At 36.1% G+C, this 22,611-nt stretch carries 21 protein-coding genes; 9 read left to right on the plus strand and 12 right to left on the minus strand.

The features are described 5' to 3' along the window. Position 1 precedes the first annotated feature (1 nt). Genes hisD through hisIE form a run of 7 tightly spaced genes read left to right on the plus strand, consistent with a single transcriptional unit; the run spans position 2 to position 6,198 of the window. Positions 2-1,303, plus strand: coding sequence for a histidinol dehydrogenase (gene hisD / locus GQ594_RS08190; protein WP_160399722.1), 1,302 nt, complete (start codon positions 2-4; stop codon positions 1,301-1,303). Positions 1,304-1,312: 9 nt separating this feature from the next. Then, entirely contained in the window at positions 1,313-2,371 is a 1,059-nt protein-coding gene (hisC, locus tag GQ594_RS08195) for a histidinol-phosphate transaminase (protein ID WP_160399721.1), read from the plus strand. An 8-nt stretch (positions 2,372-2,379) separates the two neighbouring features. Then, entirely contained in the window at positions 2,380-3,447 is a 1,068-nt protein-coding gene (hisB, locus tag GQ594_RS08200) for a bifunctional histidinol-phosphatase/imidazoleglycerol-phosphate dehydratase HisB (RefSeq protein WP_160412168.1), read from the plus strand. Beyond that, positions 3,448-4,035: an imidazole glycerol phosphate synthase subunit HisH gene (hisH, locus tag GQ594_RS08205; protein WP_160399719.1), complete on the plus strand. Its 588-nt coding sequence runs from the start codon at positions 3,448-3,450 to the stop codon at positions 4,033-4,035. 17 nt (positions 4,036-4,052) lie between these two features. Beyond that, positions 4,053-4,790 (plus strand): 1-(5-phosphoribosyl)-5-[(5-phosphoribosylamino)methylideneamino]imidazole-4-carboxamide isomerase, encoded by a 738-nt coding sequence (gene hisA, locus GQ594_RS08210; protein WP_160399952.1) that lies wholly within the window; start codon positions 4,053-4,055, stop codon positions 4,788-4,790. Beyond that, complete coding sequence (gene hisF, locus GQ594_RS08215; RefSeq protein WP_160412171.1) at positions 4,772-5,548, plus strand: imidazole glycerol phosphate synthase subunit HisF; 777 nt, start codon at positions 4,772-4,774, stop codon at positions 5,546-5,548. Before hisA ends, hisF begins: the two co-directional genes overlap by 19 nt. Continuing rightward, positions 5,542-6,198: a bifunctional phosphoribosyl-AMP cyclohydrolase/phosphoribosyl-ATP diphosphatase HisIE gene (gene hisIE / locus GQ594_RS08220; RefSeq protein ID WP_160412173.1), complete on the plus strand. Its 657-nt coding sequence runs from the start codon at positions 5,542-5,544 to the stop codon at positions 6,196-6,198. Before hisF ends, hisIE begins: the two co-directional genes overlap by 7 nt. A 78-nt stretch (positions 6,199-6,276) precedes the next feature. Here hisIE and cysB read toward each other — a convergent pair whose 3' ends face one another. From cysB to matP, 3 genes are all read right to left on the minus strand, one after another. Beyond that, complete coding sequence (gene cysB / locus GQ594_RS08225; RefSeq protein ID WP_160399716.1) at positions 6,277-7,248, minus strand: HTH-type transcriptional regulator CysB; 972 nt, start codon at positions 7,246-7,248, stop codon at positions 6,277-6,279. Between the two features lie 163 nt (positions 7,249-7,411). After that, positions 7,412-10,021 carry a type I DNA topoisomerase gene (topA, locus tag GQ594_RS08230; RefSeq protein WP_160412175.1) on the minus strand — a complete coding sequence of 870 codons (2,610 nt, stop codon included), beginning with the start codon at positions 10,019-10,021 and terminating at the stop codon, positions 7,412-7,414. Positions 10,022-10,050: 29 nt separating this feature from the next. Next, positions 10,051-10,515, minus strand: coding sequence for a macrodomain Ter protein MatP (matP, locus tag GQ594_RS08235; protein ID WP_160399714.1), 465 nt, complete (start codon positions 10,513-10,515; stop codon positions 10,051-10,053). 148 nt (positions 10,516-10,663) lie between these two features. Here matP and GQ594_RS08240 point away from each other — a divergent pair, with 148 nt between their 5' ends. Then, a complete protein-coding gene (locus GQ594_RS08240) occupies positions 10,664-12,343 on the plus strand; it encodes an amidohydrolase (RefSeq protein WP_160412177.1) in 1,680 nt (559 codons plus the stop codon). 83 nt (positions 12,344-12,426) lie between these two features. Here the strand turns inward: GQ594_RS08240 and GQ594_RS08245 are convergent, their stop codons facing one another. Further along, positions 12,427-13,815: a PTS fructose transporter subunit IIC gene (locus GQ594_RS08245; RefSeq protein ID WP_160412178.1), complete on the minus strand. Its 1,389-nt coding sequence runs from the start codon at positions 13,813-13,815 to the stop codon at positions 12,427-12,429. Next, complete coding sequence (locus GQ594_RS08250) at positions 13,808-14,242, minus strand: PTS sugar transporter subunit IIA (protein ID WP_160399711.1); 435 nt, start codon at positions 14,240-14,242, stop codon at positions 13,808-13,810. The genes GQ594_RS08245 and GQ594_RS08250 overlap by 8 nt, the downstream gene beginning before the upstream one ends. A gap of 370 nt (positions 14,243-14,612) precedes the next feature. On the opposite strand from GQ594_RS08250, the gene GQ594_RS08255 reads away from it, so the two are divergent. Next, positions 14,613-15,974, plus strand: coding sequence for an APC family permease (locus GQ594_RS08255; RefSeq protein WP_160399710.1), 1,362 nt, complete (start codon positions 14,613-14,615; stop codon positions 15,972-15,974). 124 nt (positions 15,975-16,098) lie between these two features. On the opposite strand, the gene GQ594_RS08260 is transcribed toward GQ594_RS08255, so the two are convergent. From GQ594_RS08260 to GQ594_RS08290, 7 genes are all read right to left on the minus strand, one after another. Next, a complete protein-coding gene (locus GQ594_RS08260; RefSeq protein ID WP_160399709.1) occupies positions 16,099-16,362 on the minus strand; it encodes an HPr family phosphocarrier protein in 264 nt (87 codons plus the stop codon). A 127-nt stretch (positions 16,363-16,489) separates the two neighbouring features. Further along, the gene (locus tag GQ594_RS08265) at positions 16,490-17,428 is read right to left on the minus strand and encodes a phosphatidate cytidylyltransferase (protein WP_160412180.1); all 939 of its coding nucleotides are present in this window, start codon (positions 17,426-17,428) and stop codon (positions 16,490-16,492) included. 61 nt (positions 17,429-17,489) lie between these two features. Beyond that, complete coding sequence (locus tag GQ594_RS08270) at positions 17,490-17,894, minus strand: hypothetical protein (RefSeq protein ID WP_160399707.1); 405 nt, start codon at positions 17,892-17,894, stop codon at positions 17,490-17,492. Positions 17,895-17,965: 71 nt separating this feature from the next. After that, on the minus strand, positions 17,966-19,297 hold the full coding sequence (locus GQ594_RS08275; protein WP_160412182.1) for a phosphatase PAP2/dual specificity phosphatase family protein: 1,332 nt from the start codon (positions 19,295-19,297) through the stop codon (positions 17,966-17,968). A gap of 6 nt (positions 19,298-19,303) precedes the next feature. After that, positions 19,304-21,055, minus strand: a complete 1,752-nt coding sequence (locus tag GQ594_RS08280) for a bifunctional alpha/beta hydrolase/class I SAM-dependent methyltransferase (RefSeq protein ID WP_160399705.1) — start codon at positions 21,053-21,055, stop codon at positions 19,304-19,306. 12 nt (positions 21,056-21,067) lie between these two features. Further along, a complete protein-coding gene (locus GQ594_RS08285; RefSeq protein WP_160412184.1) occupies positions 21,068-21,676 on the minus strand; it encodes a CDP-alcohol phosphatidyltransferase family protein in 609 nt (202 codons plus the stop codon). A gap of 13 nt (positions 21,677-21,689) precedes the next feature. Next, complete coding sequence (locus GQ594_RS08290) at positions 21,690-22,409, minus strand: epoxyqueuosine reductase QueH (protein ID WP_160399703.1); 720 nt, start codon at positions 22,407-22,409, stop codon at positions 21,690-21,692. Positions 22,410-22,611: the final 202 nt, after the last annotated feature.

The following is a 22,611-nucleotide window of genomic DNA, read 5'->3' on the forward strand; positions in this document are numbered from 1 at the left end:
GATGAAACTTTCTTATTGGCAACAATGTACTGACGATCAACGAAAGATACTACTGACTCGCCCTGCAATTAATGCGTCGGATTCGATTAGCAAGGCAGTAGCCGATATTTTGGCACAAGTAAAACAGCACGGCGATGAGGCTCTAAAAGCATTAAGTAACAAATTTGATAAAGTTCAAATTGAGCAAATAAAGCTTACAAAAGAAGAAATTAAAACCGCCGCAAATCGTGTTAATCCTGAATTAAAACAAGCCATGCAATTAGCGGTTGCCAACATTAAAAAATTTCACCAAGCACAAGCCTATCAATCCATTACGGTCGAAACAATGCCGGGGGTAAAATGTCAGTTAGTTACTCGTCCTATTGATTCAGTTGGGCTTTATATTCCGGGTGGTTCTGCCCCTTTATTATCTACTGTGTTAATGCTTGCAACGCCAGCTAAAATTGCGGGTTGTCGTCAAGTTATTTTATGTTCGCCACCGCCCATCGCTGACGAGATTTTATATGCTGCTCAGTTGTGTGGTGTTAGCGAGGTTTATCAATTAGGCGGTGCGCAAGCCATTGGTGCAATGGCGCTAGGTACTGAGTCGGTTCCTAAAGTTGATAAGATTTTTGGTCCAGGTAATGCTTATGTTACCGAGGCTAAACGACAAGTTAGCCAGCGACTTGATGGCGCTGCCATTGATATGCCAGCAGGTCCGTCTGAAGTGTTGGTGATTGCGGATAGTTCAGCGAATCCTGCTTTTATTGCCGCCGATCTTTTATCGCAAGCTGAGCATGGTCCTGATTCGCAAGTGGTGTTATTAACGCCAGATGAAACGATTGCTCAAGCTGTTTCGCAAGAAGTGGATAAACAGTTGGCTGAGCTGTCTCGCCAAGGTATTGCCGAAAAGGCACTCCAAGAAAGCCGTTTGATTGTCACAAAAGATTTGGATGAGTGTGTGGCAATTAGTAATCGTTATGGACCTGAGCATTTAATTATCCAAACCCGTAATGCCGATGAGTTAGTGGAACAGATAACCAGTGCTGGTTCAATATTTTTAGGCGATTGGTCGCCAGAATCAGCCGGCGATTATGCTTCAGGAACGAACCATGTTTTGCCAACTTATGGCTATACAGCAACCTGCTCTAGTCTTGGTTTGGCAGATTTTCAAAAACGTATGACGGTGCAAAAATTATCACCAGAGGGGTTAAAAGCTATTGGTCATGCGGTTGAGTTAATGGCAGAAGCGGAACAACTCACCGCCCATAAACAAGCGGTTAGCCTTAGACTTGCGGTATTAAATTCAATAAATCAAAAATAGGTGGTTAAAATGGATATCAATAAATTAGTTCGAAAAAATGTTCAGCAATTAACGCCTTATCAATCTGCTCGCCGTATTGGTGGTCAAGGTAATGTATGGCTAAATGCAAACGAGTATCCTGTTGCTCCACATTTTGAATTGACCGATCAATCCTTAAACCGTTATCCAGAACCACAGCCTGAAAAAGTAATTCAGCGTTATGCACAATATGCAGGCGTGCAATCTGAGCAGTTAATTGTTAGCCGGGGTGCAGATGAAGCCATTGAGCTATTAATGCGTGCATTTTGTGAGCCAGAAAAAGACAGCATTTTGTACTGCCCTCCAACTTATGGTATGTATCAAGTGAGTGCGGAAACGTTAGGTATAAATACTAAAACCGTGCCTACCACAGCTGATTGGCAACTCGATCTTGAAAGTATTGAGCAAAATCTTGAGGGAGTTAAGTTGATTTATGTCTGTTCGCCAAATAATCCAACGGGTAACTTGATTGATCCTGAAGATATCAAGACGTTACTCAATATCGCTTACGATCGTGCCTTAGTTATAATTGATGAAGCTTATATTGAGTTTTCTCCAAATTCAACGGTCGTAAGTTGGCTTGCTGACTATCCACATTTAGTGGTTTTACGCACACTATCAAAAGCGTTTGCTTTGGCAGGATTACGTTGTGGCTTTACCATCGCAAATAAACCGGTTATTGATGCATTACAAAAAGTGATTGCCCCCTATCCTCTTGCGACGCCTGTTGCCGATATTGCCGCTCAAGCGCTGAGTAAAGAGGGGATTAATACTATGAAGTTGCATGTCATCAATTTAAATAAACAAAAAGAAAAATTTGCCAGTTTACTCACACAATTATCGATTGTTGAAAAAGTTTATCCCAGTTCGTCAAACTATTTATGCGTAAAGTTCCAAGACCATAAAGCAGTGTTTGAAACCTTATGGCATAAAGGTATTATTTTACGCGATCAAAGCAAGTCGATTGGGCAAGATAATATGATTCGAATTACCATTGGCACCCAAGCTGAGTGCGAAGCGGTTATTTCTGCGCTCAAAGCAATAAAATAGGAGCAAATATGTTACAAAAATACTTATTTATTGACCGAGACGGCACATTAATTACCGAACCACCCGTTGACTTTCAAGTTGATCGCTTTGATAAACTGGCTTTTGAGCCGAATGTAATCCCTGCCCTTCTTAAATTGCAAGCCGCTGGCTATAAGCTAGTGATGGTGACGAATCAAGATGGACTTGGTACCAGTAGCTATCCACAAGCCGATTTTGTGGGTCCGCATAATTTAATGATGCAGATTTTTAAATCACAAGGGGTTAATTTTGAGGAGGTCCTTATCTGCCCTCATTTTCCTAAAGATAATTGTGAGTGCCGTAAACCAAAAATTCAATTAGTTTTACCTTATCTTACCAGTGGCAAATTAGATAAAGCCAATAGTTACGTTATTGGTGACAGGGTCACAGATATTCAGTTAGCTGAAAATATGCAAATCAAAGGACTACGCTATCACCCTGAAAATTTAAATTGGAGCGAAATCGCCCAACAATTAACCACTAAAGATCGCTATGCGAAAGTTGAACGCAACACCAAAGAAACAAAAATACGCGTTGAAGTATGGCTTGATCGTCAAGGTGGTAGTCATATCAATACGGGGATCGGTTTTTTTGATCATATGCTTGATCAAATTACCACTCACGGTGGAATTAAACTTAATATTCAAGTCGATGGCGATTTGCATATTGATGATCATCATACTATCGAAGATACAGGGCTTGCCTTGGGTGAGGCTTTAAAAATAGCACTCGGTGATAAACGTGGTATAACTCGCTATGCTTCAGTAATTCCGATGGATGAGTGTTTAGCAAAATGTGCAATGGATATTTCAGGTCGCCCTTATCTTAAATTTTCGGCTCAGTTTACCCACCAGAAAGTGGGCGATATGAGCACTCAAATGGTTGAGCACTTTTTTTATTCAATCAGCTATGCAATGGCAATCACCTTGCATATTGAAACAGAAGGCGATAATGATCACCATAAAGTTGAAAGCTTGTTTAAAGCTTTTGCTCGCACCTTAAAACAAGCAATTAAGATTGAAAGTGACCAACTACCTAGCTCAAAAGGAGTGCTATAAATGAATGTTGTCATTTTAGATACTGGCTGCGCCAATCTTTCATCGGTTAAGTATGCAATAGAAAGATTAGGTTATAAGCCAATTATTAGCCTTGATCCCGAAGTAGTGTTAAATTCAGACAAGCTTTTTTTGCCCGGTGTGGGTTCTGCTTCAGCAGCGATGCAAAAACTAAAAGAGCGTAATTTAATTGAACTGATAAAAGTTTGTACTCAGCCAGTATTAGGGATCTGTCTTGGTATGCAGCTTTTAGCTGATTATAGTAATGAAGGGAATGTGCATACACTTGGTATAATTAATGAAAAAGTGACTGAAATTCCTGATTGTGGATTACCCCTTCCGCATATGGGGTGGAATAAAGTCTACCCAAAAGCCGGACATCATCTTTTTCGAGAAATTCCTGATGGTGCTTATTTTTATTTTGTACATGGATACGCAATGCCTCTATGCTCAGCAACAATAGCAGAAACCAATTACGGCGAAAGCTTTACCGCAGCCGTGCAAAAAGACAATTTTTACGGCGTGCAATTTCATCCAGAACGTTCTGGTTTAGCCGGTGCAAAATTGCTCAAAAACTTTTTGGAGATGTAATTATGGCTGTTTACCCAATAATTATTCCTGCTCTTGATTTAATTGACGGTAATGTGGTGCGATTACATCAAGGCGATTATGAACAAAAACGTGATTATGGCAATAATCCGCTTTTACGTTTACAAGATTACGAAAAGCAAGGTGCTAAGCTATTGCATTTGGTGGATTTAACTGGTGCGAAAGATCCTAATGCTAGGCAAATTTCGTTAATAAAATCACTTATTAGTGGTGTTCAAATTCCTGTGCAGATTGGTGGTGGTATTCGTACCCAAAATGATGTTGAAGCATTATTATCCGCAGGTGCTGCGCGTGTGGTGATTGGTTCAACCGCCATTAAACAACCTGAAATTGTTAAACAGTGGTTTACAAAATATGGTGCTGAAAAATTGGTATTAGCGCTTGATGTACGAATTGATTCTAAAGGAAACAAGTATGTCGCTATCCACGGTTGGCAAGAAGACTCAAAACAGACATTGGAATGCGTAATTGATAGCTATTTGCCTTATGGATTGAAACATGTGCTTTGTACTGATATTTCGAAAGATGGTACGCTTAGCGGTTCAAATGTTAAGTTGTATCAAGAAATCAGTCAAAAATACCCTCAAATCGCTTTTCAAGCTTCTGGCGGAATTGGTCAATTAGATGATATTGAAGCGCTTAAAGATAGTGGTGTTGCTGGCGTGATTGTCGGGCGAGCACTGCTTGAAGGTAAATTTACTGTTCAGGAGGCAATTTTATGCTGGCAAAAAGGATAATCCCTTGTTTAGATGTTCGTGATGGTCAAGTGGTTAAAGGCGTGCAATTTCGAAATCACGAAATTATTGGCGATATTGTCCCTTTAGCAAAACGCTATGCTCAAGAAGGCGCTGATGAGCTCGTTTTTTATGATATTACGGCTTCATCTGACGGTCGTGTAGTAGATAAAAGCTGGGTTGCTAAAGTTGCCGAGGTGATTGATATTCCGTTTTGTGTCGCTGGTGGAATTAAAACAATTGAAGATGCAGGGCAAATACTCTCATTTGGTGCTGATAAAATTTCAATCAACTCCCCTGCACTTGCTGATCCAACCTTAATTACTCGCCTTGCCGATCGTTATGGTGTGCAGTGTATTGTTGTTGGTATTGATACTTGGTATGACAAAGAATCTGATAATTATCACGTTTACCAATTTACAGGAGATGAAAAGCGCACCATTGCCACTAAATGGAACACGCTTGATTGGGTTAAAGAGGTGCAAAAGCGTGGTGCTGGCGAAATTGTCCTTAATATGATGAACCAAGATGGTGTGCGTAATGGCTATGATCTGACTCAACTTAAAGCTATTCGTGAAGTCTGTCATGTACCACTTATTGCTTCGGGTGGTGCGGGCTCTATGGCTCATTTTTTACAAGCTTTTACAACGGCCAACGTTGATGGTGCATTAGCTGCTTCAGTATTTCATAAGCAAATTATTAATATTGGTGAACTTAAACAGTATTTAGCTCAAAATGGAGTAGAAATTCGATTATGTTAACTCAAAATTGCGATACAAAATTAGATTTACAACAATTAAATTTACAACAACTAGATTTGCAACAACTGGATTGGCAAAAAGTAAACAATCTAATGCCGGTGATTATTCAGCATTATGTTTCTGGTGATGTGCTGATGCTGGGTTATATGAATCAAGAGGCATTAGCGCAAACAAAAAATAGTGGTAAAGTGACGTTTTATTCACGCACCAAACAGCGACTTTGGACCAAAGGCGAAACGTCTGGTAACTTTTTAAATGTGGTGAGTATTTCGGCAGATTGTGATAATGATACTTTACTGATTTTAGTTGATCCTATTGGTCCAACTTGTCACACAGGATCAAATAGCTGTTTTGATAAAGTAAAAACCGAATGGGGATTTTTGTTTGAGTTAGAACAGTTAATAGCGGGGCGTAAAAATGCCGATCCTAAATCATCATATACCGCCAAACTCTATCATGACGGCACTAAACGTATTGCTCAGAAAGTTGGTGAAGAAGGCGTTGAGACAGCATTAGCCGCAACCGTACATGATCGCGAAGAGTTAAAAAATGAATCTGCTGATTTGGTTTATCATCTTTTAGTTTTACTTCAAGATCAGAATCTATCGCTACAAGATGTGATCGGGATTTTAAAAGCAAGACATAAATAATAAACCTAGCTAAAGTGCAAATCCCATTGCACTTTAGTGTTAATTTTATATTCAATTAGCATAAAACAATAAATCAACTTAGCAAACGGGTAATTTTACCCCGTTAAACATTGCTAATACTTCGGTATTGTTTTCACATAAAATAAGCTTATCAACTGTTTGTCGATTCAAATGAGGTGCAAAAAGATGAGTAAAATCGTACATATAACTACGTAAAAATAGCGATCGTGAAAAAACAATATAGGTCGTACTGTAAGGAAAGATATGTCCTGCGTTAAGTACAACAAAATTATCATCTGAATTATTACTTACCGCCATTTTTGCAACAATACCCACCCCTACACCTAGCTTTACATAAGTTTTAATTAAATCAGCATCGGTTGTACTAAAAACAATATTTGGCGATTGCTTAGCCTTTAAGAAGGCTTGATTTAAATCTGAACCATCATTTGAAAAATCATAACTGACTAACGGATATTTAGATAATTCTTCAATCGATATCAAGCGGCTTTTTGCTAAAGGATGATCTTTCATAACAATAACCGCTTGGTTCCAGTGATAGCAAGGCAAAGCGATCATATCGTCATTTAATTGTGAAATATCAGTCACAATAGCAAATTCCGCTAGCCCTGTTTGTGCTTGTAATATGCATTGTGCAGATGATCCTTGTTCCATATGTAAAGTAATATTTGAGTATTGCTTCATAAATTTTTGGATCACAGACGGCAAAGCATAACGGGCTTGAGTATAAGTGGTTGTAATAGTGAGTGATCCTTGATTTGGCTGACTAAACTCTTTGGCAATAATTTTGATATCGTTAGATTTATTGAGGATTTCTCTAGCCGATGCAATAATTTTTTCACCAACGGGGGTTACTTGTGAAAGGTGTTTACCTGTTCGAGTAAAAATTTGCACACCAAGTTCATCTTCTAATAGCTTTATTTGTTTGCTAATGCCTGGCTGAGAGGTATACAGTTTTTCGGATGTTAGCGATACATTAAGATCGTTATTTGCGACTTCAACAATATAACGTAATTGCTGCAATTTCATGACAAACAAAAGCTCCTTTAACTGTATGCTTTCTCCCTTTTAATAATGTTTTAAAAGGGAGAATTTAGGAGGTAAGTTTTTCACACATCAGCACAAAAAACAATCGTTTTATACTGAAAGGTATACTCCTTTGAAACTTTTAATAAAATTTAAAGGTTCTTACCTATTTTTTACCATTAATCCACTTGCCATCCACATAGTGCATTACCCAACCTGTCGATTTTCCATTAACTTCAGAAGTGACATACTGTTGTTTATTTTTACGACTAAAACGAACAATAGAGGGATTGCCTTCAGGATCTTTATTTGGTGCTTCGGTTAAGTAAATAAATTTTTCTGGTAAGCGATCTTTAAAGCGTTGTAACTCTTCAATTAAAGGCGCTCGTGTTTCCCTTGATTTTGGAAAGTTATGCGCAGCTAAAAAGATTCCTGAAGCACCATCACGTAACACAAAGTGTGCATCTGATTTACTGCATTGAAGCTCAGGTAAATCAACAGGATCTTCTTTCGGTGGCGCAACTTCACCATTTTTTAAGATTTTACGTGTATTTTTACAATCAGGGTTAGTACATCCCATATAAAGACCAAAACGACCTGATTTTAAATGCATTTCTGAACCACATTTTTCACACTCAATAATTGGACCTTCATAGCTTTTTATTTTGAAGTTACCTTTCTCGACAATAAAGCCATCACAAATTGGGTTATTACCACAAATATGTAATTTACGTTCGTTATCAAGTAAATAACTATCCATTGCTGTGTGGCATTTTGGACAACGTTTACGTGCTCTTAATGCGTCAGTTTCGGCTGTCTCAGACTCTTCTAAAAGATTAAGTGTTTCATGCTCAGGGATTAAGTTAATCGTTTGTTTACAACGCTCTTTAGGAGGCAATGCATAACCAGAACAGGCTAAAAATACGCCAGTACCCGCAGTTTTAATTCCCATTTCACGGCTACAATTTGGGCATTTGATTTCAGGCGTTAATACCAATGGATTAAGTTGCATACCACCTTTATCAGGCGTTTGTTCGGCCACTTCAAGATGTTGACTGAAGTCGCTAAAAAATTGGTCAAGCACTTCACGCCATTCTTGTTTTTTATGTGCAATTTCATCAAGTGCATGCTCCATACGAGCGGTAAAATCATAGCTCATCAAATCATTGAAATTCTCGCTAAGTCTGTCAGTAACAATTTCTCCAATTTTTTCAGCATAAAAACGACGGTTATCTAAACGTACATAACCTCGATCTTGAATAGTCGAAATAATAGTCGCATAAGTCGAAGGGCGTCCAATTTCACGTTTTTCAAGCTCTTTAACTAATGACGCTTCGTTGTAACGTGCTGGTGGCTTAGTAAAGTGCTGATTTGGGTTTAAACTAATTAAATCGAGCTTATCGTTTACCGATACCTGCGGTAATATCTTATCTTCACTATTTTTAGCTAGCTGTGGTTGCACTTTAGTCCAACCATCAAAACGCAATGTACGACCTTTAGCTTTTAAAGTGAAATCGCCAGATTCAACAGTCAGTGTTGTTGAATTGTATTCAGCCGATGTCATTTGACATGCCACAAATTGACGCCAAATTAGTTGATATAATTTGCACGCATCGGCTTCAACATCACTAAGATTGTCAGCTAAGATAGTAACATCTGATGGTCGAATCGCTTCGTGTGCTTCTTGCGAGTTCTTTTTGCTACTGTATACATTAGCTGATTTAGGTAGATATTTGTCACCAAAGTTTTTACCAATATAATCGCGTACCATGGTTAAAGCATCTTGACTTAAATTGGTCGAGTCAGTACGCATGTAGGTGATGTAACCTGCTTCGTATAATCGCTGTGCCAACATCATGGTTTTTTTAACACCAAACCCTAAACGTGTGCTAGCCGCTTGTTGTAAAGTCGAGGTTATAAACGGCGCTGTAGGATTGCTTTTGGTTGGCTTTTCTTCAATATTTGTGACTTGATATTGGCTTTTGTTGAGCTCGGCCAAAGCAATATCAATCGCAACTTTATCCTTAGGTTCAAAAGCTTTATCTTTGTAGTGTGTAACTTGTAAAGTAAGCTGATCTTTCTTTGCGGTGTTTAGATCGGCATAAAGATCCCAATATTCCTCAGGAATAAAGGCGTGGATTTCACGCTCACGCTCAACGACAAGACGAACCGCAACCGATTGTACACGGCCAGCTGATAATCCTCGGGCAACTTTCTTCCAAAGTAATGGCGATAACATAAACCCTACAACACGATCCATAAATCGACGTGCTTGCTGTGCATTTACGCGATCCATATCAAGCATTGATGGCTCATTAAACGCATTTTTGATTGCGGTTTTGGTAATTTCATTAAAGACCACACGACGGTATTTACTATCATCACCTCCAATAACATCTTTAAGGTGCCATGCAATGGCTTCCCCTTCTCTATCCAAGTCGGTTGCGAGATAGATCATGTCTGCGTCTTTTGCTAGCTTTTTAAGTTCAGATACAACCCGCTCTTTACCCGGTAAAATTTCGTAATGTGCTTTCCAACCGTTATAAGGATCAACGCTCATACGATCAACTAAGACCTGCTTTTCTGAACGTTTAACCTTTTTCTCGGTTTTATTTTTTGTATCTTTTGCAGTTTTTTCAGCTCGTTGGCTACTACCACTCACAGGTAGATCTCGAATGTGACCTACACTTGATTTAACCACGAAATCTTTACCAAGATATTTATTAATCGTTTTAGCTTTGGCTGGTGATTCCACAATAACAAGGGATTTTCCCATAATTAAACCTATTTATCCTGTAATTTACGTTATTTACTGTTTTGCTTCACATCAAGCATCGACAGCAAATCATCTTTAATTGTTGATACTTTTGTTACATATTGCTCTTTCTGCTCAGCATCTTCAATTAGTTGTGTAATTGTTTGCGACAACGTACAACCTCGGCGTTTAGCCAAATTAGCAAGTCGTTGCCAAACTAAAAATTCCAAATCGATAGACTTTTTCCGTGTATTTTGTTGCTCTGCATTAAAATGCCGTTTTCGTCTTGCCCGAATAGTTTGCTTCATACGGTTATCTAAATCGGGATTTAAATGTGCTTTTATCCAATCAATAACTGCTGTTGGATTATGTTGTAATAACAATAATTCATTCACAGCATGCTCAGCTGCACTGTTTTCAACATGCCGTGTAATACGTTCACCGTCCTGATGCCTTTTTACTAAATAGTGCCACTTCCAACCACATTCAAGGTTCTCTAATTGCTGATATTTCACTGACTCACCTTGTGACGCTGTAACAAATAAACTAGTTTTAGCATAATCTCGGCACACAATAAAGAAAATTATTGCATTTGACAAATTTTTTATAAATCTGCTATCGTTCACTTTTCATTTCGATCTTTATTTTAAGGAATCATTAATCATGGTTAAAGCGGATGTTATTTACATTAATGGCTATATTTATACAGCTGACAAGCAAGACACTGTTTGCCAAGCTGTAGCAATCGAAAACGGTTATATTATTGCAACAGGCACCACGCAAGAAATAAATAGCAGTCAATATGTCGATAATCATACGATCATTTGTGACTTACAAGGTAAAACCATGATGCCGGGTATCATTGATTCGCATTTGCATACTTTTTGGGGAGGAATGCAATTATCATCATGTAATTTGAATTATCAAAGCTTAACAATTGATGATACTTTAGCCATTATACAACAATATTTAGATAAGGATTCTATAAACGATAATAATCACTGGCTACAAGTTCGAGGTTGGTTACGACAAGAAGTTTTGCCAATTGGCACCGATATCACACGCTTTGACCTTGATAAGCTCAATACAAAACGCCCTGTTATTTTATTTTCAAACGATTGCCATACGTTAGTTGCCAATAGCACTGCTTTAGAAAAATTTGGACTAAATAGAAATACACCTGAACCAACTGACGGTAAAATTGGTCGTACTGAAGATGGCGAACTTAACGGCATTTTAGAAGATGCGCCAGCTATGCGAGCATTTGATAGCATATCTAAACTTACCGATGAGCAAGCTGTAAACATTGCTAAACTATCACAAGCGGAACTCAATAAGCAAGGTGTCACTGCAGTTATGGATGCCCGAATTACAGAAGTTCAAGCCGATGCTTTTTTAAAACTACAGCAACAAGACCAGCTATCTGTCCGCTTATTTGGTGCTCGTGAACTACCACCAGATGATGTATCATCAATTGAAGATATCCCAAATGTTATTAACAAAGTAAAGCAATTTGCAGCACGTTATGACGATAAAAACTGGCAACCAAAACCAGGAATCAAAATTTCACATACTAAGTTGTTTGTTGACGGCGTAATGCAAGCACCATTAATGACTGCAAGGCTATTAAAACCCTATTTGCTTGAAAATGAAAAAGATCGTTATGGTGATCTTTATTATTCTACTGAGATGCTAGATGCTTTAATTCTTGAGTCATCTCGAGCAGGGTTTCATCCACATATGCATACAGTAGGTGAAGGTGCGATTGAAGTCGTTTTAAATTCCATTGAAAAAATGCGTAAAGCATTGCCTAATGCAGACATACGTCCAAGTACTGCTCATAATGAGCTTAGTGCGTCACATCAATTTACTAGATATCAGCAATTGAACGCTTGTGTAGTTTTCTCGTTCCAATGGGCCGGCTGTAGCTCAGCGATGATCGAACAATATAAGACATTATTTGGTCCTGAGCGTTATAACGGTTTAGAAGCTCACGGACAATATATAAATGCAAGTGTAACTTGCGCATTTGGAAGTGATTGGCCAATTGATCCATTAAATGAGTGGTATGATTTCCAAATTGCCATGACCAGACAAATCGATGCCGAACATCCTCGATTAGACAGTGATCGCAATTTAACCATTACCGAAGTATTACGTAGCGCAACAATCAATGCGGCTTATGTTCTAAAACAAGAGGCATATATTGGTTCAATCGAGAAAGGAAAATTTGCGGATTTAATTATTTTAGATCGTAATCCATTTACTATTCCAACAACTGATATTCAAAATGTGAAAGTACTAACCACTATCGTTGGCGGGAAAACAGTTTATCAACAATAATACAAAATACACGGTTAACTTTTCTGTTTTTTAAAGCTGTAAATCATTACACTGGCAGTTACTGCCAGTGTAATTACCTGTTATCATTCAACTTCCGTATTTACTTCGCTCTCAACAGCTGTTTTTTTAGTGAAATGTAAAATAGCTGCGATAATAAGCGCACCTATAAACATGTCAATGACATACCACATTGCACCTTTAGTGACTCCACCTAATGCCACTAAACCACCAAATGCAACAAGCGAATCTATACCATTTAGCATACCTAGCATACCTGCTATCGCCGTACCAACCACAATTGCAATGATAACTCGTTTAGGGTCTTTGGCAGCAAACGGAATAGCACCTTCTGTTATTCCTGCTAGTGATAAAAAGAACGCTGTAATACCAAATTTTTTTTCTTCTTTGGTATATTTAGATCTTGATACTATCAATGATGACACCGCTAATCCTAATGGTGGAATAGCACAGCACATACGAAACACACCATTTGGGCAATAAACGCCTTCCGCCATTGCCGCTAATGTAAATGCTGTGGCAGCCTTGCTACATGGTCCACCCATATCTAACGCGGCCAATATACCAATGCCAATACCTAGAAATGCTGCATTTACCTCAGACATACCTTTTAAAGTAGCCACCATAGCTTTAACAAACCAAACAAGAGGATAAGATAAGCCATAAATATAAATGGGAGCCATAACCAATAAAGTTACTGTTGGAATAATCATTACTGGCATAATCGACTCTATCACAGGATGAACTTTAACCGTTTTAAACCATTTAACAAAATAACCAATTAAGATACCAAATATCATTGCACCAATAAAACCAGTGCTGACTTGATTAGCACCAATTGGATTATTCACTACATATCCCATAATAAATGCAGGCGCTAAAGCTGCATTCCCCCCAATGGAATAAGCCATATAGGCTGCTAGTACGGGTACCATCATGGCAAAACCATATAGTGCAACCTGTTTTAAATCGACAAAAAATTGATTACTTGGTAAGATATCGCCATTAGTAACATCGCCTGTCATTAACACAATTGAAAAAAGTATTCCTGATGCGATGATGACTGGTAAAAATTTACTGATACCTGTATTTAACGCTCTAAATATTTCTTTACCTATACTATCTTTAACCTCTTTGGTTGATATTTGATCCGCATTATTAAAAATTGTAACGGTATTTTTTACAGCTTCACCAGTACTAACTTTAATGATATTTTTATAAGGTTCCAGTCTATCAGCATTTTCGATTGAAATATCGGTAGCTAATACAATAACATCCGCAGTTTTAAGATCTTGCTCGGTTAATGGATTATCAATTCCAGCAGCACCTTGTGTTTCAACCTTATAATCCCAGCCACGTTTTTTGGCTTCATTTTCAATTTTTTGTTTGGCAATATAAGTATGCGCCATGCCAGCTGTACATGCACAAATCGCAACAATCTTTTTTTTACTCATATAATCCTCTGATTTTATTAGCTACAAATTGAATATCGCTGTTAAGTAAATCCTGAATAAAATCATCATCAGCTAAATTTGATGCTAATTTAGCAATAATAGATAGATGTTCTTTATTAGCATGCTCTGGCGCACCAATTAAAATTACTAATTTGACTTTATTATCATTATTCCAAACTATGCCATCAATATATTTACCGACAACAATAAATGGCGAATTAACTGCTGTACTTTTGGCATGAGGCAAAGCAATATCTGGTAACATATCTGTTTCCATTTCCTGCTCATGAGCCATCACATCATCAAAAAAACTTTTAACATTTGTTAAATAAACTTGGCTAGCTTTAGCCATTAAATTAATAACGGAAGATTTTTGATTAGTAACATCACTAGTCAAATCAACCGATAAAACAGGAATTGACTGCATAAATAGACTCTCTTTAATTAATGATAACTATCCAAAATAAATTAATTTTATTTTGCTTTGTATGTTCAATATACAAAAATTTATTTATGCTGACATTTATTTTGTTTAGAAAATAATAGATTTGGATCACAAATATGAAAATTAAAACTTATCATGTTTTAAGTATCTCATTTAAATTAAATCGCCCTGAAATACCAAGTAATACATTTTAAAGTTTATAATTCGCCCGTTTTAGTACTATTTTACTAAAAATTAACTTGCATAATTATCATAATATGTCAGAATTCCCTGCCGCTTTAAGCGGGTAAAAAGGCAAAACTATACTTAGTAGTTTTTTATTGTTTTTTGGGACAGAGGAGCAAAGTAAGTCATGTCCGCAATAAAAATGAAACGAGTTTTAACCACACCTGCATTAATTGCATTTGGTTTAGCTTATATGGTTCCTTTAGGGATCTTTACCACTTATGGGGAAGTCACTGTTGCCAGTAATGGACACTTACCTATAGCCTATATCATCACCCTTGCTATGATTTTTTTCACTGCATTAAGCTATTGTCGTATGGCAAATAAGCTACCTATTGCAGGTTCTGCTTATTCTTATGTACAACGTACTTTTGGTGGAAAAGTTGGTTTTTTGGTGGGCTGGGCACAAATCCTTGATTACCTATTTTTGCCAATATTAAATTATTTGGTTTTAGGTATTTATCTTAATGAAGCATTTCCAAGCATTCCTGCTTATGTTTTTGTATTGGGTTCGCTTATTAGTGTTAGCTTTTTAAATTACCTTGGTATAAAACTGATTAATTCAGTAAACTTTACCTTAATCATTGTACAAATGGTTTTTATCGGGTTATTTATATTTTTGAGTTTAACTAATGTGGATTTAACTCCTGAAGCAATGATGAAACCATTGCAAGTTAATGCCAGCGATTTTAGTGGTTTAATGTCAGGAGCAGCAATATTGTGTCTTGCTTTTTTGGGCTTTGATGCTATTGCAACCCTAGCCGAAGAGTCTAATGATGCACAAAAATCACTACCAAAAGCCATTATATGGACTGTGTTAATTGCGGGTTGTATTTTTTTAGTGGTTTCTTATTGTGCTCACTTAGCTTACCCAATGTGGACTGATTTTACTGATAACAAAGATACTGCAAGTTTAGAAGTGGTTCGTCAAGTTGGTAAAATCAGCCAATTAGGCGGTGATTTTATGTATAATTTCTTCCAAGCAGCCTACTTAACGGGAGTTTTTGCATCGGCAATGACTGCGCAAACTAGCGTGTCACGGATTTTCTATGCAATGGGACGTGAAGGGGTGCTACCTAAACAGATTTTTTATAAAATTCATCCACGTTTTAGAACGCCTTATTTATCGATTATTTTTGTTGCCTGTTTTTCATTGTTGTCATTAGTATTAGATCTTAGTTTAGTGGTTTCAATGATAAGCTTTGGCGCATTAGTAGCTTTTACTTTTGTCAATTTATGTGTGATCAAAAGCTACCTTGGTGGTAATAATGCAAAAACAGCATCAATGCTATTTAAGTATGGACTATTACCTGCAATTGGCGTTTTGCTTTCATTGTGGTTGTGGACAAGCCTTGATGCGACTGCAATGATTGTTGGTTTGGTTTGGTTAGCAATTGGGTTTATTTATTTAATTTATCTAACTAAAGGTTTTACCAAAATGTTGCCGTCTATTGATCATAACGAATTGAATTCAATAATTAAAGATTAATTTAATCTTTTTAAATTAGGTCTACTTAAAAGTATCTAGTTACGCCTTTCAAAAAACAATTCCGTCGACATAAGTCGACGGAATCAAATCTAAAAAATAATTATTAGCTAAACTAAGGTTGCAATTACTCACCAAAACCAGTAGCAAATAATTCACGAATTTCGTCCATTGCTGCTTGCTCGTCTTCACCATCACAGATGATTTCAACAGTTGAACCACCTTTAACGCCAGCACCAAGTAAACCCATCATGCTTTTTAATTTGATTGCTTTACCATTATAAACAAGTTCAATTGATGATTTATAACGACCAGCTAATTTAACTAGTGCCGTAACAGGGCGAGCATGAAGACCAGTTGAATTTTTTACTACCATTTCTTCTTTTAACATAATAAAGTCCTTATTTATATCTTAACGTTAATACAATGACTCTATTTATATCATAAATTAAATAATTTTTCTCTTTTTTAGTTATGATTTTTATACAATACTTTTAATTACTGGCATTTTAGACAAGTTATGTCCAATAATATCGCACAATATGAAAAAAAATTGGTGCAGCAAAACAGATAGAGTCCAAACGATCAAGCACACCACCATGCCCACCAATAATTTTTCCCCAATCTTTGATACCTCTATCTCGTTTTATTGCTGACATGACAAGTCCTCCAAAAAATCCAAGTAGAGTAATCATCAACGAAATCAAACCCGATTGAATAAAAGTAAAAGGTGTTATCCAAAATAAACAAGCACCAATTAAACTTGCCGATAACACTCCCCCAATAAAACCTTCAATGGTTTTTGATGGTGATAAATTTGGGCTAATAGGATGTTTACCAAATAATTTACCAAAAACATATTGTAAGACATCTGAAAGTTCGACAACCAAGACTAAAAAAGCAATCAAAAGTAAATTACGATCTTGGTAATGTTCAATGTTTAATGCTAATAATGCTGGCACGCAAGAGATACTATAAACAGTAATCATTAATCCCCATTGAACTTCAGCTGTTCTTTCTAGAAAATTATGCGTTGAGCCTGTGATTGCTGCCAAAATAGCTAATAACAAAAAACCATAAACAGGAATAAAAATACTAAATAGTCCGTACCAAGATACAGCCACTAAAATATATTGTAAAGGCAAAGCAATAAAATAAGAAAACATTAAAGCATAATTATCATAACCATTAGCTGAAATTAAGGTAAGAAATTCTCTCAGGGCAATACATGATGCTAGGAAAAATAGAAAAATAACCGCCAATTTACCTAATAAAAATGCAATGCCAATGATTACTACCATTACCCACCATGAATTAATGCGAGTATTTAAATTATCAATGACACTATTTGGGCTTTTCATACGTTTTTTTAGTTGTAAGCCTATTATTGATGCAATAATGAGTAATACACCTATACCCACAAACAATAATAAAGTATCACGTTGATAATCAGACATTGTTTTCCCCTTAATTACATTTGCAGTATAATAAACTTAAATCAATTATAAAGTTAACTATTTAACCAAAACGAATCATTCCACTGATTAATATTCCAACTAATAGTAGTATTTGTAAAATAAACCAAAAAATTTGTTTTTTTAATAATTTTATTGTTCCCTTTTGACGTTCAATAATCGATCTTGTAGGGAATTGATTGGTGTTAATTAAATTTAATTGCTGTAATGCCTCATCTAATTCCATTAATTTATTTGGTAACTGATCAACATTAGTGGCTAAATAATCAAACAGCTTTTTATCAAATTCAATACGTAGGGCATAATATTTGCTAATTAACCCCATCAACAAGCAGATAAGACAACCAATAACGCATAACAATGAACCTATCCACCAACTTGCTATCAATCCAAAACATAATGTTATTATCGTTATAGCTAATGAAAAAATATAAAATTGTTTACTCATTTCCAATAAGCTACAAAATATCACCAGTGTAGTTTGATTTATAATTTTAGGTGATTTTGTTTTGTTATAACCTAGCATAGGTTTCCTTTTTGTATTTGTAAAAATAGATCTGATAAAATTAAACGTTGTTTAGTTGTAATAACGACTGAATGACGGTTTGACTTGACTTTCGTAATAGCATCATCAAGGTTAGAAGCCCTTTTTGTTAGTAATAGCCAAGCAATTACTGCTGTTGCACTACGCGAATAACCTAATGCACAACAAACGAGTACATTTCCTTGTTTATGATACTGCTCAATCATTTTAGAGGCTTGCTGACATTGTTCAATAGTTAGTGGTGTCATATCTAACACAGGAATTGAGCAATAATTACCAGAAACACATCCTATAGGTAATTCAGCACACAGATCAACAATCGAGAAACAAGAATATTTTCGTAATGTATTGTTAGAGGGTATCCGTCCTAAATAAACATTATCATAAATTAAATCGGCTGATTCATTTTTAAATGTCCATAATCGTGAATTGATCCACATGATTATAAAATAAGGTAAATATAAAATCGTAGTGGCAAGATTAAAATGTCCGTTAGTCTGCTTTTGAAATCCTATTGCACCAACAAATAAGTAATTGACACAAACCAAAAATAAGGAAGCAGAAAGCCAAAGCAACCAAAGCCACCATCCATTAAAGTAGATTGCTAAACTCAGAAATAACAAAAATAATATAAAATAGATACTAGCCCAAACATAGTGTTTGGCTAGTTGTCTATTTTTTAATGGCGATAAGTTGTTATCTGGCCATAACCAAATACAAAAACAGCCAACCCATAATCCAGTTGGAATATCAAAAAAATGGTGTTGCCAAGTTGTTAATACTGACACGCCTATTAAGAGACACCAAACATGCAAAATATAACGAGCAAGCTTGGTATGTAAATAATTAACATAAAACTGCCATAAAATGATAAGTAATGTGATGTGTAATGAAGGTGCTTGATTAAATGGCTTATCAAATCCCATTAAAACATCAAACAATACTCCAGAAAAACCGTCTAATGGTGGGCGTTCAAAACTAAATTTAAGTGGAAAGATTAAAAAACAAAAAATACAAATAATCTGAGCAGATAAAAGTCTAAAACCAAGCCTTTTAAGAGTAGGATAAGAACTAGCCAACAAAATAGCTAATCCATACATAAGATCTATTGACCAATAAGGTATGATAGTCCAAGGCCATAAAGGTATTGAGTGTTCCCATTCAAAAACTAAACTGCCTACATCACTTCGCATCGCTGTAAGTTCATTAGCAAAATTATAGCTAGTAAAAAAGAAAACGGTTAAACCAACTAACCATGCTAACTTATAAGCAGTTAGCTTATTAAAACAATATTTTAACTCATACATTCTTTATTATTTAATTCGTTGAGCCAGTGATACGGTAAAAATCCCCCACTGATCAATACGCATAGTGATCTTTTTAAACCCAGCGTCTGCGACAAGTTGATCCATTTCAAGTTGGGTACGTCTGCGCATAATCCAAGGTTGTCCATCTCTATGTGATGTTAATGCTCTTGCTATAAATTCAAGTTGTGGGTGCCAAGGTTGATTAGTATAAATTAAATAACCACCTTCAGCGATTGAATCAGCTAAACCTGACAAAGATGCACGCAGTAACTGGTTATCACTAAATAATTCATATAACCCCGAAACAACGGCTAATGTTGGTTGTGGTGATAATTGGGCTAGCTGTTCACGATTAAAAGCATCACCTTTTTCAAAACGGGCTATATCAGTTAATCCTTTTTCCTCTATTAATGCTTGGCCATCTTGTATGTTAATATCACTATAATCTCGTAATAGTACCGAATTGGGTTTATTAGCGAGTTGGTTAATCGTTTCTAAAATATAACGACCATGCCCTGCAGCAATATCAACAATATCGACAGGCTTATTTTGTTCGTGAAGTTGATTGATAGCGAGTTTTAACAGTTCTTCAAGGTGTGTCTTTCGTTGACGGATACCTCTCCATCCGATAGATTGTAAGTAAACATAATCTAAAAAACGCCCTAGTTTTGAGGTACCAGACGGTTCATTACGATAGACATAATCCAATGAGCCTCCCGAGTCAAACCCTATTGTCGTGCCCAATTTTATCCCATCCGAAAGTCGGCTAGCGTATGCTAAACTAGCTTTAATAAATTTCCAATATAAAGGTCTAATCCAACCTGATGGCGGTAAGGATAAATTATCTGCTTCTTGTCTTGTGTAACCAAGCATATCGGCATTAGTAAATGACTGAATTTTAGGTTCATTGGCAAAAGATCCTAGAATAAATCGCCTTGCACGATCGATTGCAAATTTTCGCTCTTTTTCACCAAAAGTATCATGATAAAAGCCAGGCAACACATGAAACTCTTTTTGTTCAGAACCTAAATTGTCATAAAATTGTTTTTGCGGTTTACGTTTTACTACATAATCCGAGCCTGAAACTAATAATTGCGTTGGAATATTAATGGCATTGGCATCTTTAACAATACGATCAGACACTTCATATAAATCAAGGAGTAATCGAACAGATATTGGTCGAGTAATCAATGGGTCTTGAGTAAATGATTCAGCACGTTCAACGTCGTGCGTCAACAATTTAGGTTTAACATAGCTGTTAACGAAAAAATTACCTTTTAAATTATACAGCAATTTCAAACCAGATATGGCTAATGGTACATATAATTTTACACTAAAGGCCGGTGAAGCTAATACCAAAGCACGAATATTGGGCACATAGTCATGTACCCATGCCGAGGCAATGACAGCCCCAACACTTTGGGCAATAATGGCAATATCTTCATAACAAAGCGAATAAGTTTGTTTAATATGTTCAATAAAACAGTTTGCATCTCTAATTAACGTTGCAAAATTGAGAGCATCACCACGATCACCCTCCGATAGACCATTTCCTCTAGCATCCCAAGCAAATATTTGATAATCAGGTAGTTCTAGTTCGTCAGCCAAGTGAGCCATGCGCCCAGAATGTTCATGCCCTCGATGAAAAAGAACAATTGCTTTAGAAAGACCTTTATTATTATCAGTAGCAGGCCAATAGCGATAAAACAACCGACAACCATCATGGCTAATAAAACTTTTTTGTTGCTGTTGACGCATAATTTTTCCTCGTTATTTTTGCGTTTCTTGCATGCCTTTTCGAACTCGGTTAATGACAGTATAAATAAGTAAAAAGCTGATGATCCAGAATAACGTATTAATCCACATTAAAGGTAATAAATAAGTTGCAATACCTAAACTTATCACCCCAAAGACAAAGGCTCGATCACTTTTACCCATTGGTCCATCATATCTCCTTGATGCTCCAATCATGACACCTAGAATGCCACTATATTCCGTTAAAATGGATAGTAAAACCAAAAAAATAACTAAATTGTTATTTACTTCTTGAAGTTGTGTAAAAGTGACCAATAGCACACTGTCAGAAATTACATCACAAATTTCATTTAAATAAGCACCTAAATTTGATTTTTGATGATATTCCCTTGCAAGCATACCATCAATAGCATTGAGTGCCATACGGATAAACATCCATATTGGAATAAGATAAAAAATCCATTGATATGATGCCAATATTCCAACAATAAAAGCAATCATGACAGATCCCAAACAGGCAATCAAGGTTACTTGATTAGCTGTAATATTAGCCTTATAAAGACGATCAACATAAGGACGTAGTCGTGCTTGAAACTTCGGCTTTAATTGATAAATTGATAACACAGGAAATCCTTGTTTAAATTTCTTTAGCTAATCCTTGTTTAGCTATTTTTATCACATTTTTTAAATCAACACCTTGTGCTTTAGCGGCAAAAATACAGCCACAATAACACTGCCGATAAACATCATACTCTTTACAAAGCTCGATAGAACGTTTATAGCCATTATTTTTTTTAAAATCAGAAGGCAGATAATTGACCGAAAAAATTTCTTGAATTTCTAATCCTAGTTCATTAATTTTTTGGCTGTTTTTTTTAGGACTTAATGTTAATGCACTGGCAAAATAGTCAAAGCCCAACTCTTGCGCTTTAATAGCAGCCAAATCTAAACGCATTTTATAACAGAGATGGCACCGTTCTCCCCCTTCTGGGGCATCTCGTAAATGTTCAACTTGCTTAATAAACTCAGCAGGCTGATAAGGAGCTTCTAAAAACTGAACGTTATTGCCTGTTTTTTGATTAAAATCAGTAATAAACTTTTGTTGCACCACGCTACGATATTCATATTCAACACGAGGATGAATATTAGAATTAGCAAAATAGATCGTAATATCAGCATATTGTGCTAAATACTCTAAAACATATGTACTACAAGGAGCACAGCAACTATGAATCAACAGTTTGGGGCGAACAGCTGTCGATTGCCAATCAGTAATCACCTCTTTTAAAACGGAATCGTAATTTACTTTATTATGTGGGTTTAATTTATCAAGAATAGTTTTAGCATTAATTAACATGAGGACTCAATTATTTGTTATTTTAGAGAATAAAGCCTTTAAGATTGGCTATGATATAGTGTTACCATTTATCCTTCAAGAACAACGCAAAATTTTTATACTTATAACTATGTATCATAAATTTAAACACTAAACCTTTACCAAAAAATAAATAAAAAAATGTACAACACAAAAACTAATCCCCCCTACATAGCCATTAAAG

The organism is Gilliamella sp. Pra-s52, from assembly GCF_009795805.1.
GTDB lineage: Bacteria > Pseudomonadota > Gammaproteobacteria > Enterobacterales > Orbaceae > Gilliamella.

Bases quoted from the DNA above. Each gene is read 5' to 3' on its own strand.
- hisD (WP_160399722.1), top strand. From the start codon at position 2: ATGAAACTTTCTTATTGGCAACAATGTACTGACGATCAACGAAAGATA.
- hisC (WP_160399721.1), top strand. From the start codon at position 1,313: ATGGATATCAATAAATTAGTTCGAAAAAATGTTCAGCAATTAACGCCT.
- hisB (WP_160412168.1), top strand. From the start codon at position 2,380: ATGTTACAAAAATACTTATTTATTGACCGAGACGGCACATTAATTACC.
- hisH (WP_160399719.1), top strand. From the start codon at position 3,448: ATGAATGTTGTCATTTTAGATACTGGCTGCGCCAATCTTTCATCGGTT.
- hisF (WP_160412171.1), top strand. From the start codon at position 4,772: ATGCTGGCAAAAAGGATAATCCCTTGTTTAGATGTTCGTGATGGTCAA.
- hisIE (WP_160412173.1), top strand. From the start codon at position 5,542: ATGTTAACTCAAAATTGCGATACAAAATTAGATTTACAACAATTAAAT.
- cysB (WP_160399716.1), bottom strand. From the start codon at position 7,248: ATGAAATTGCAGCAATTACGTTATATTGTTGAAGTCGCAAATAACGAT.
- topA (WP_160412175.1), bottom strand. From the start codon at position 10,021: ATGGGAAAATCCCTTGTTATTGTGGAATCACCAGCCAAAGCTAAAACG.
- GQ594_RS08240 (WP_160412177.1), top strand. From the start codon at position 10,664: ATGGTTAAAGCGGATGTTATTTACATTAATGGCTATATTTATACAGCT.
- GQ594_RS08245 (WP_160412178.1), bottom strand. From the start codon at position 13,815: ATGAGTAAAAAAAAGATTGTTGCGATTTGTGCATGTACAGCTGGCATG.
- GQ594_RS08250 (WP_160399711.1), bottom strand. From the start codon at position 14,242: ATGCAGTCAATTCCTGTTTTATCGGTTGATTTGACTAGTGATGTTACT.
- GQ594_RS08255 (WP_160399710.1), top strand. From the start codon at position 14,613: ATGTCCGCAATAAAAATGAAACGAGTTTTAACCACACCTGCATTAATT.
- GQ594_RS08260 (WP_160399709.1), bottom strand. From the start codon at position 16,362: ATGTTAAAAGAAGAAATGGTAGTAAAAAATTCAACTGGTCTTCATGCT.
- GQ594_RS08265 (WP_160412180.1), bottom strand. From the start codon at position 17,428: ATGTCTGATTATCAACGTGATACTTTATTATTGTTTGTGGGTATAGGT.
- GQ594_RS08270 (WP_160399707.1), bottom strand. From the start codon at position 17,894: ATGAGTAAACAATTTTATATTTTTTCATTAGCTATAACGATAATAACA.
- GQ594_RS08275 (WP_160412182.1), bottom strand. From the start codon at position 19,297: ATGTATGAGTTAAAATATTGTTTTAATAAGCTAACTGCTTATAAGTTA.
- GQ594_RS08280 (WP_160399705.1), bottom strand. From the start codon at position 21,055: ATGCGTCAACAGCAACAAAAAAGTTTTATTAGCCATGATGGTTGTCGG.
- GQ594_RS08290 (WP_160399703.1), bottom strand. From the start codon at position 22,409: ATGTTAATTAATGCTAAAACTATTCTTGATAAATTAAACCCACATAAT.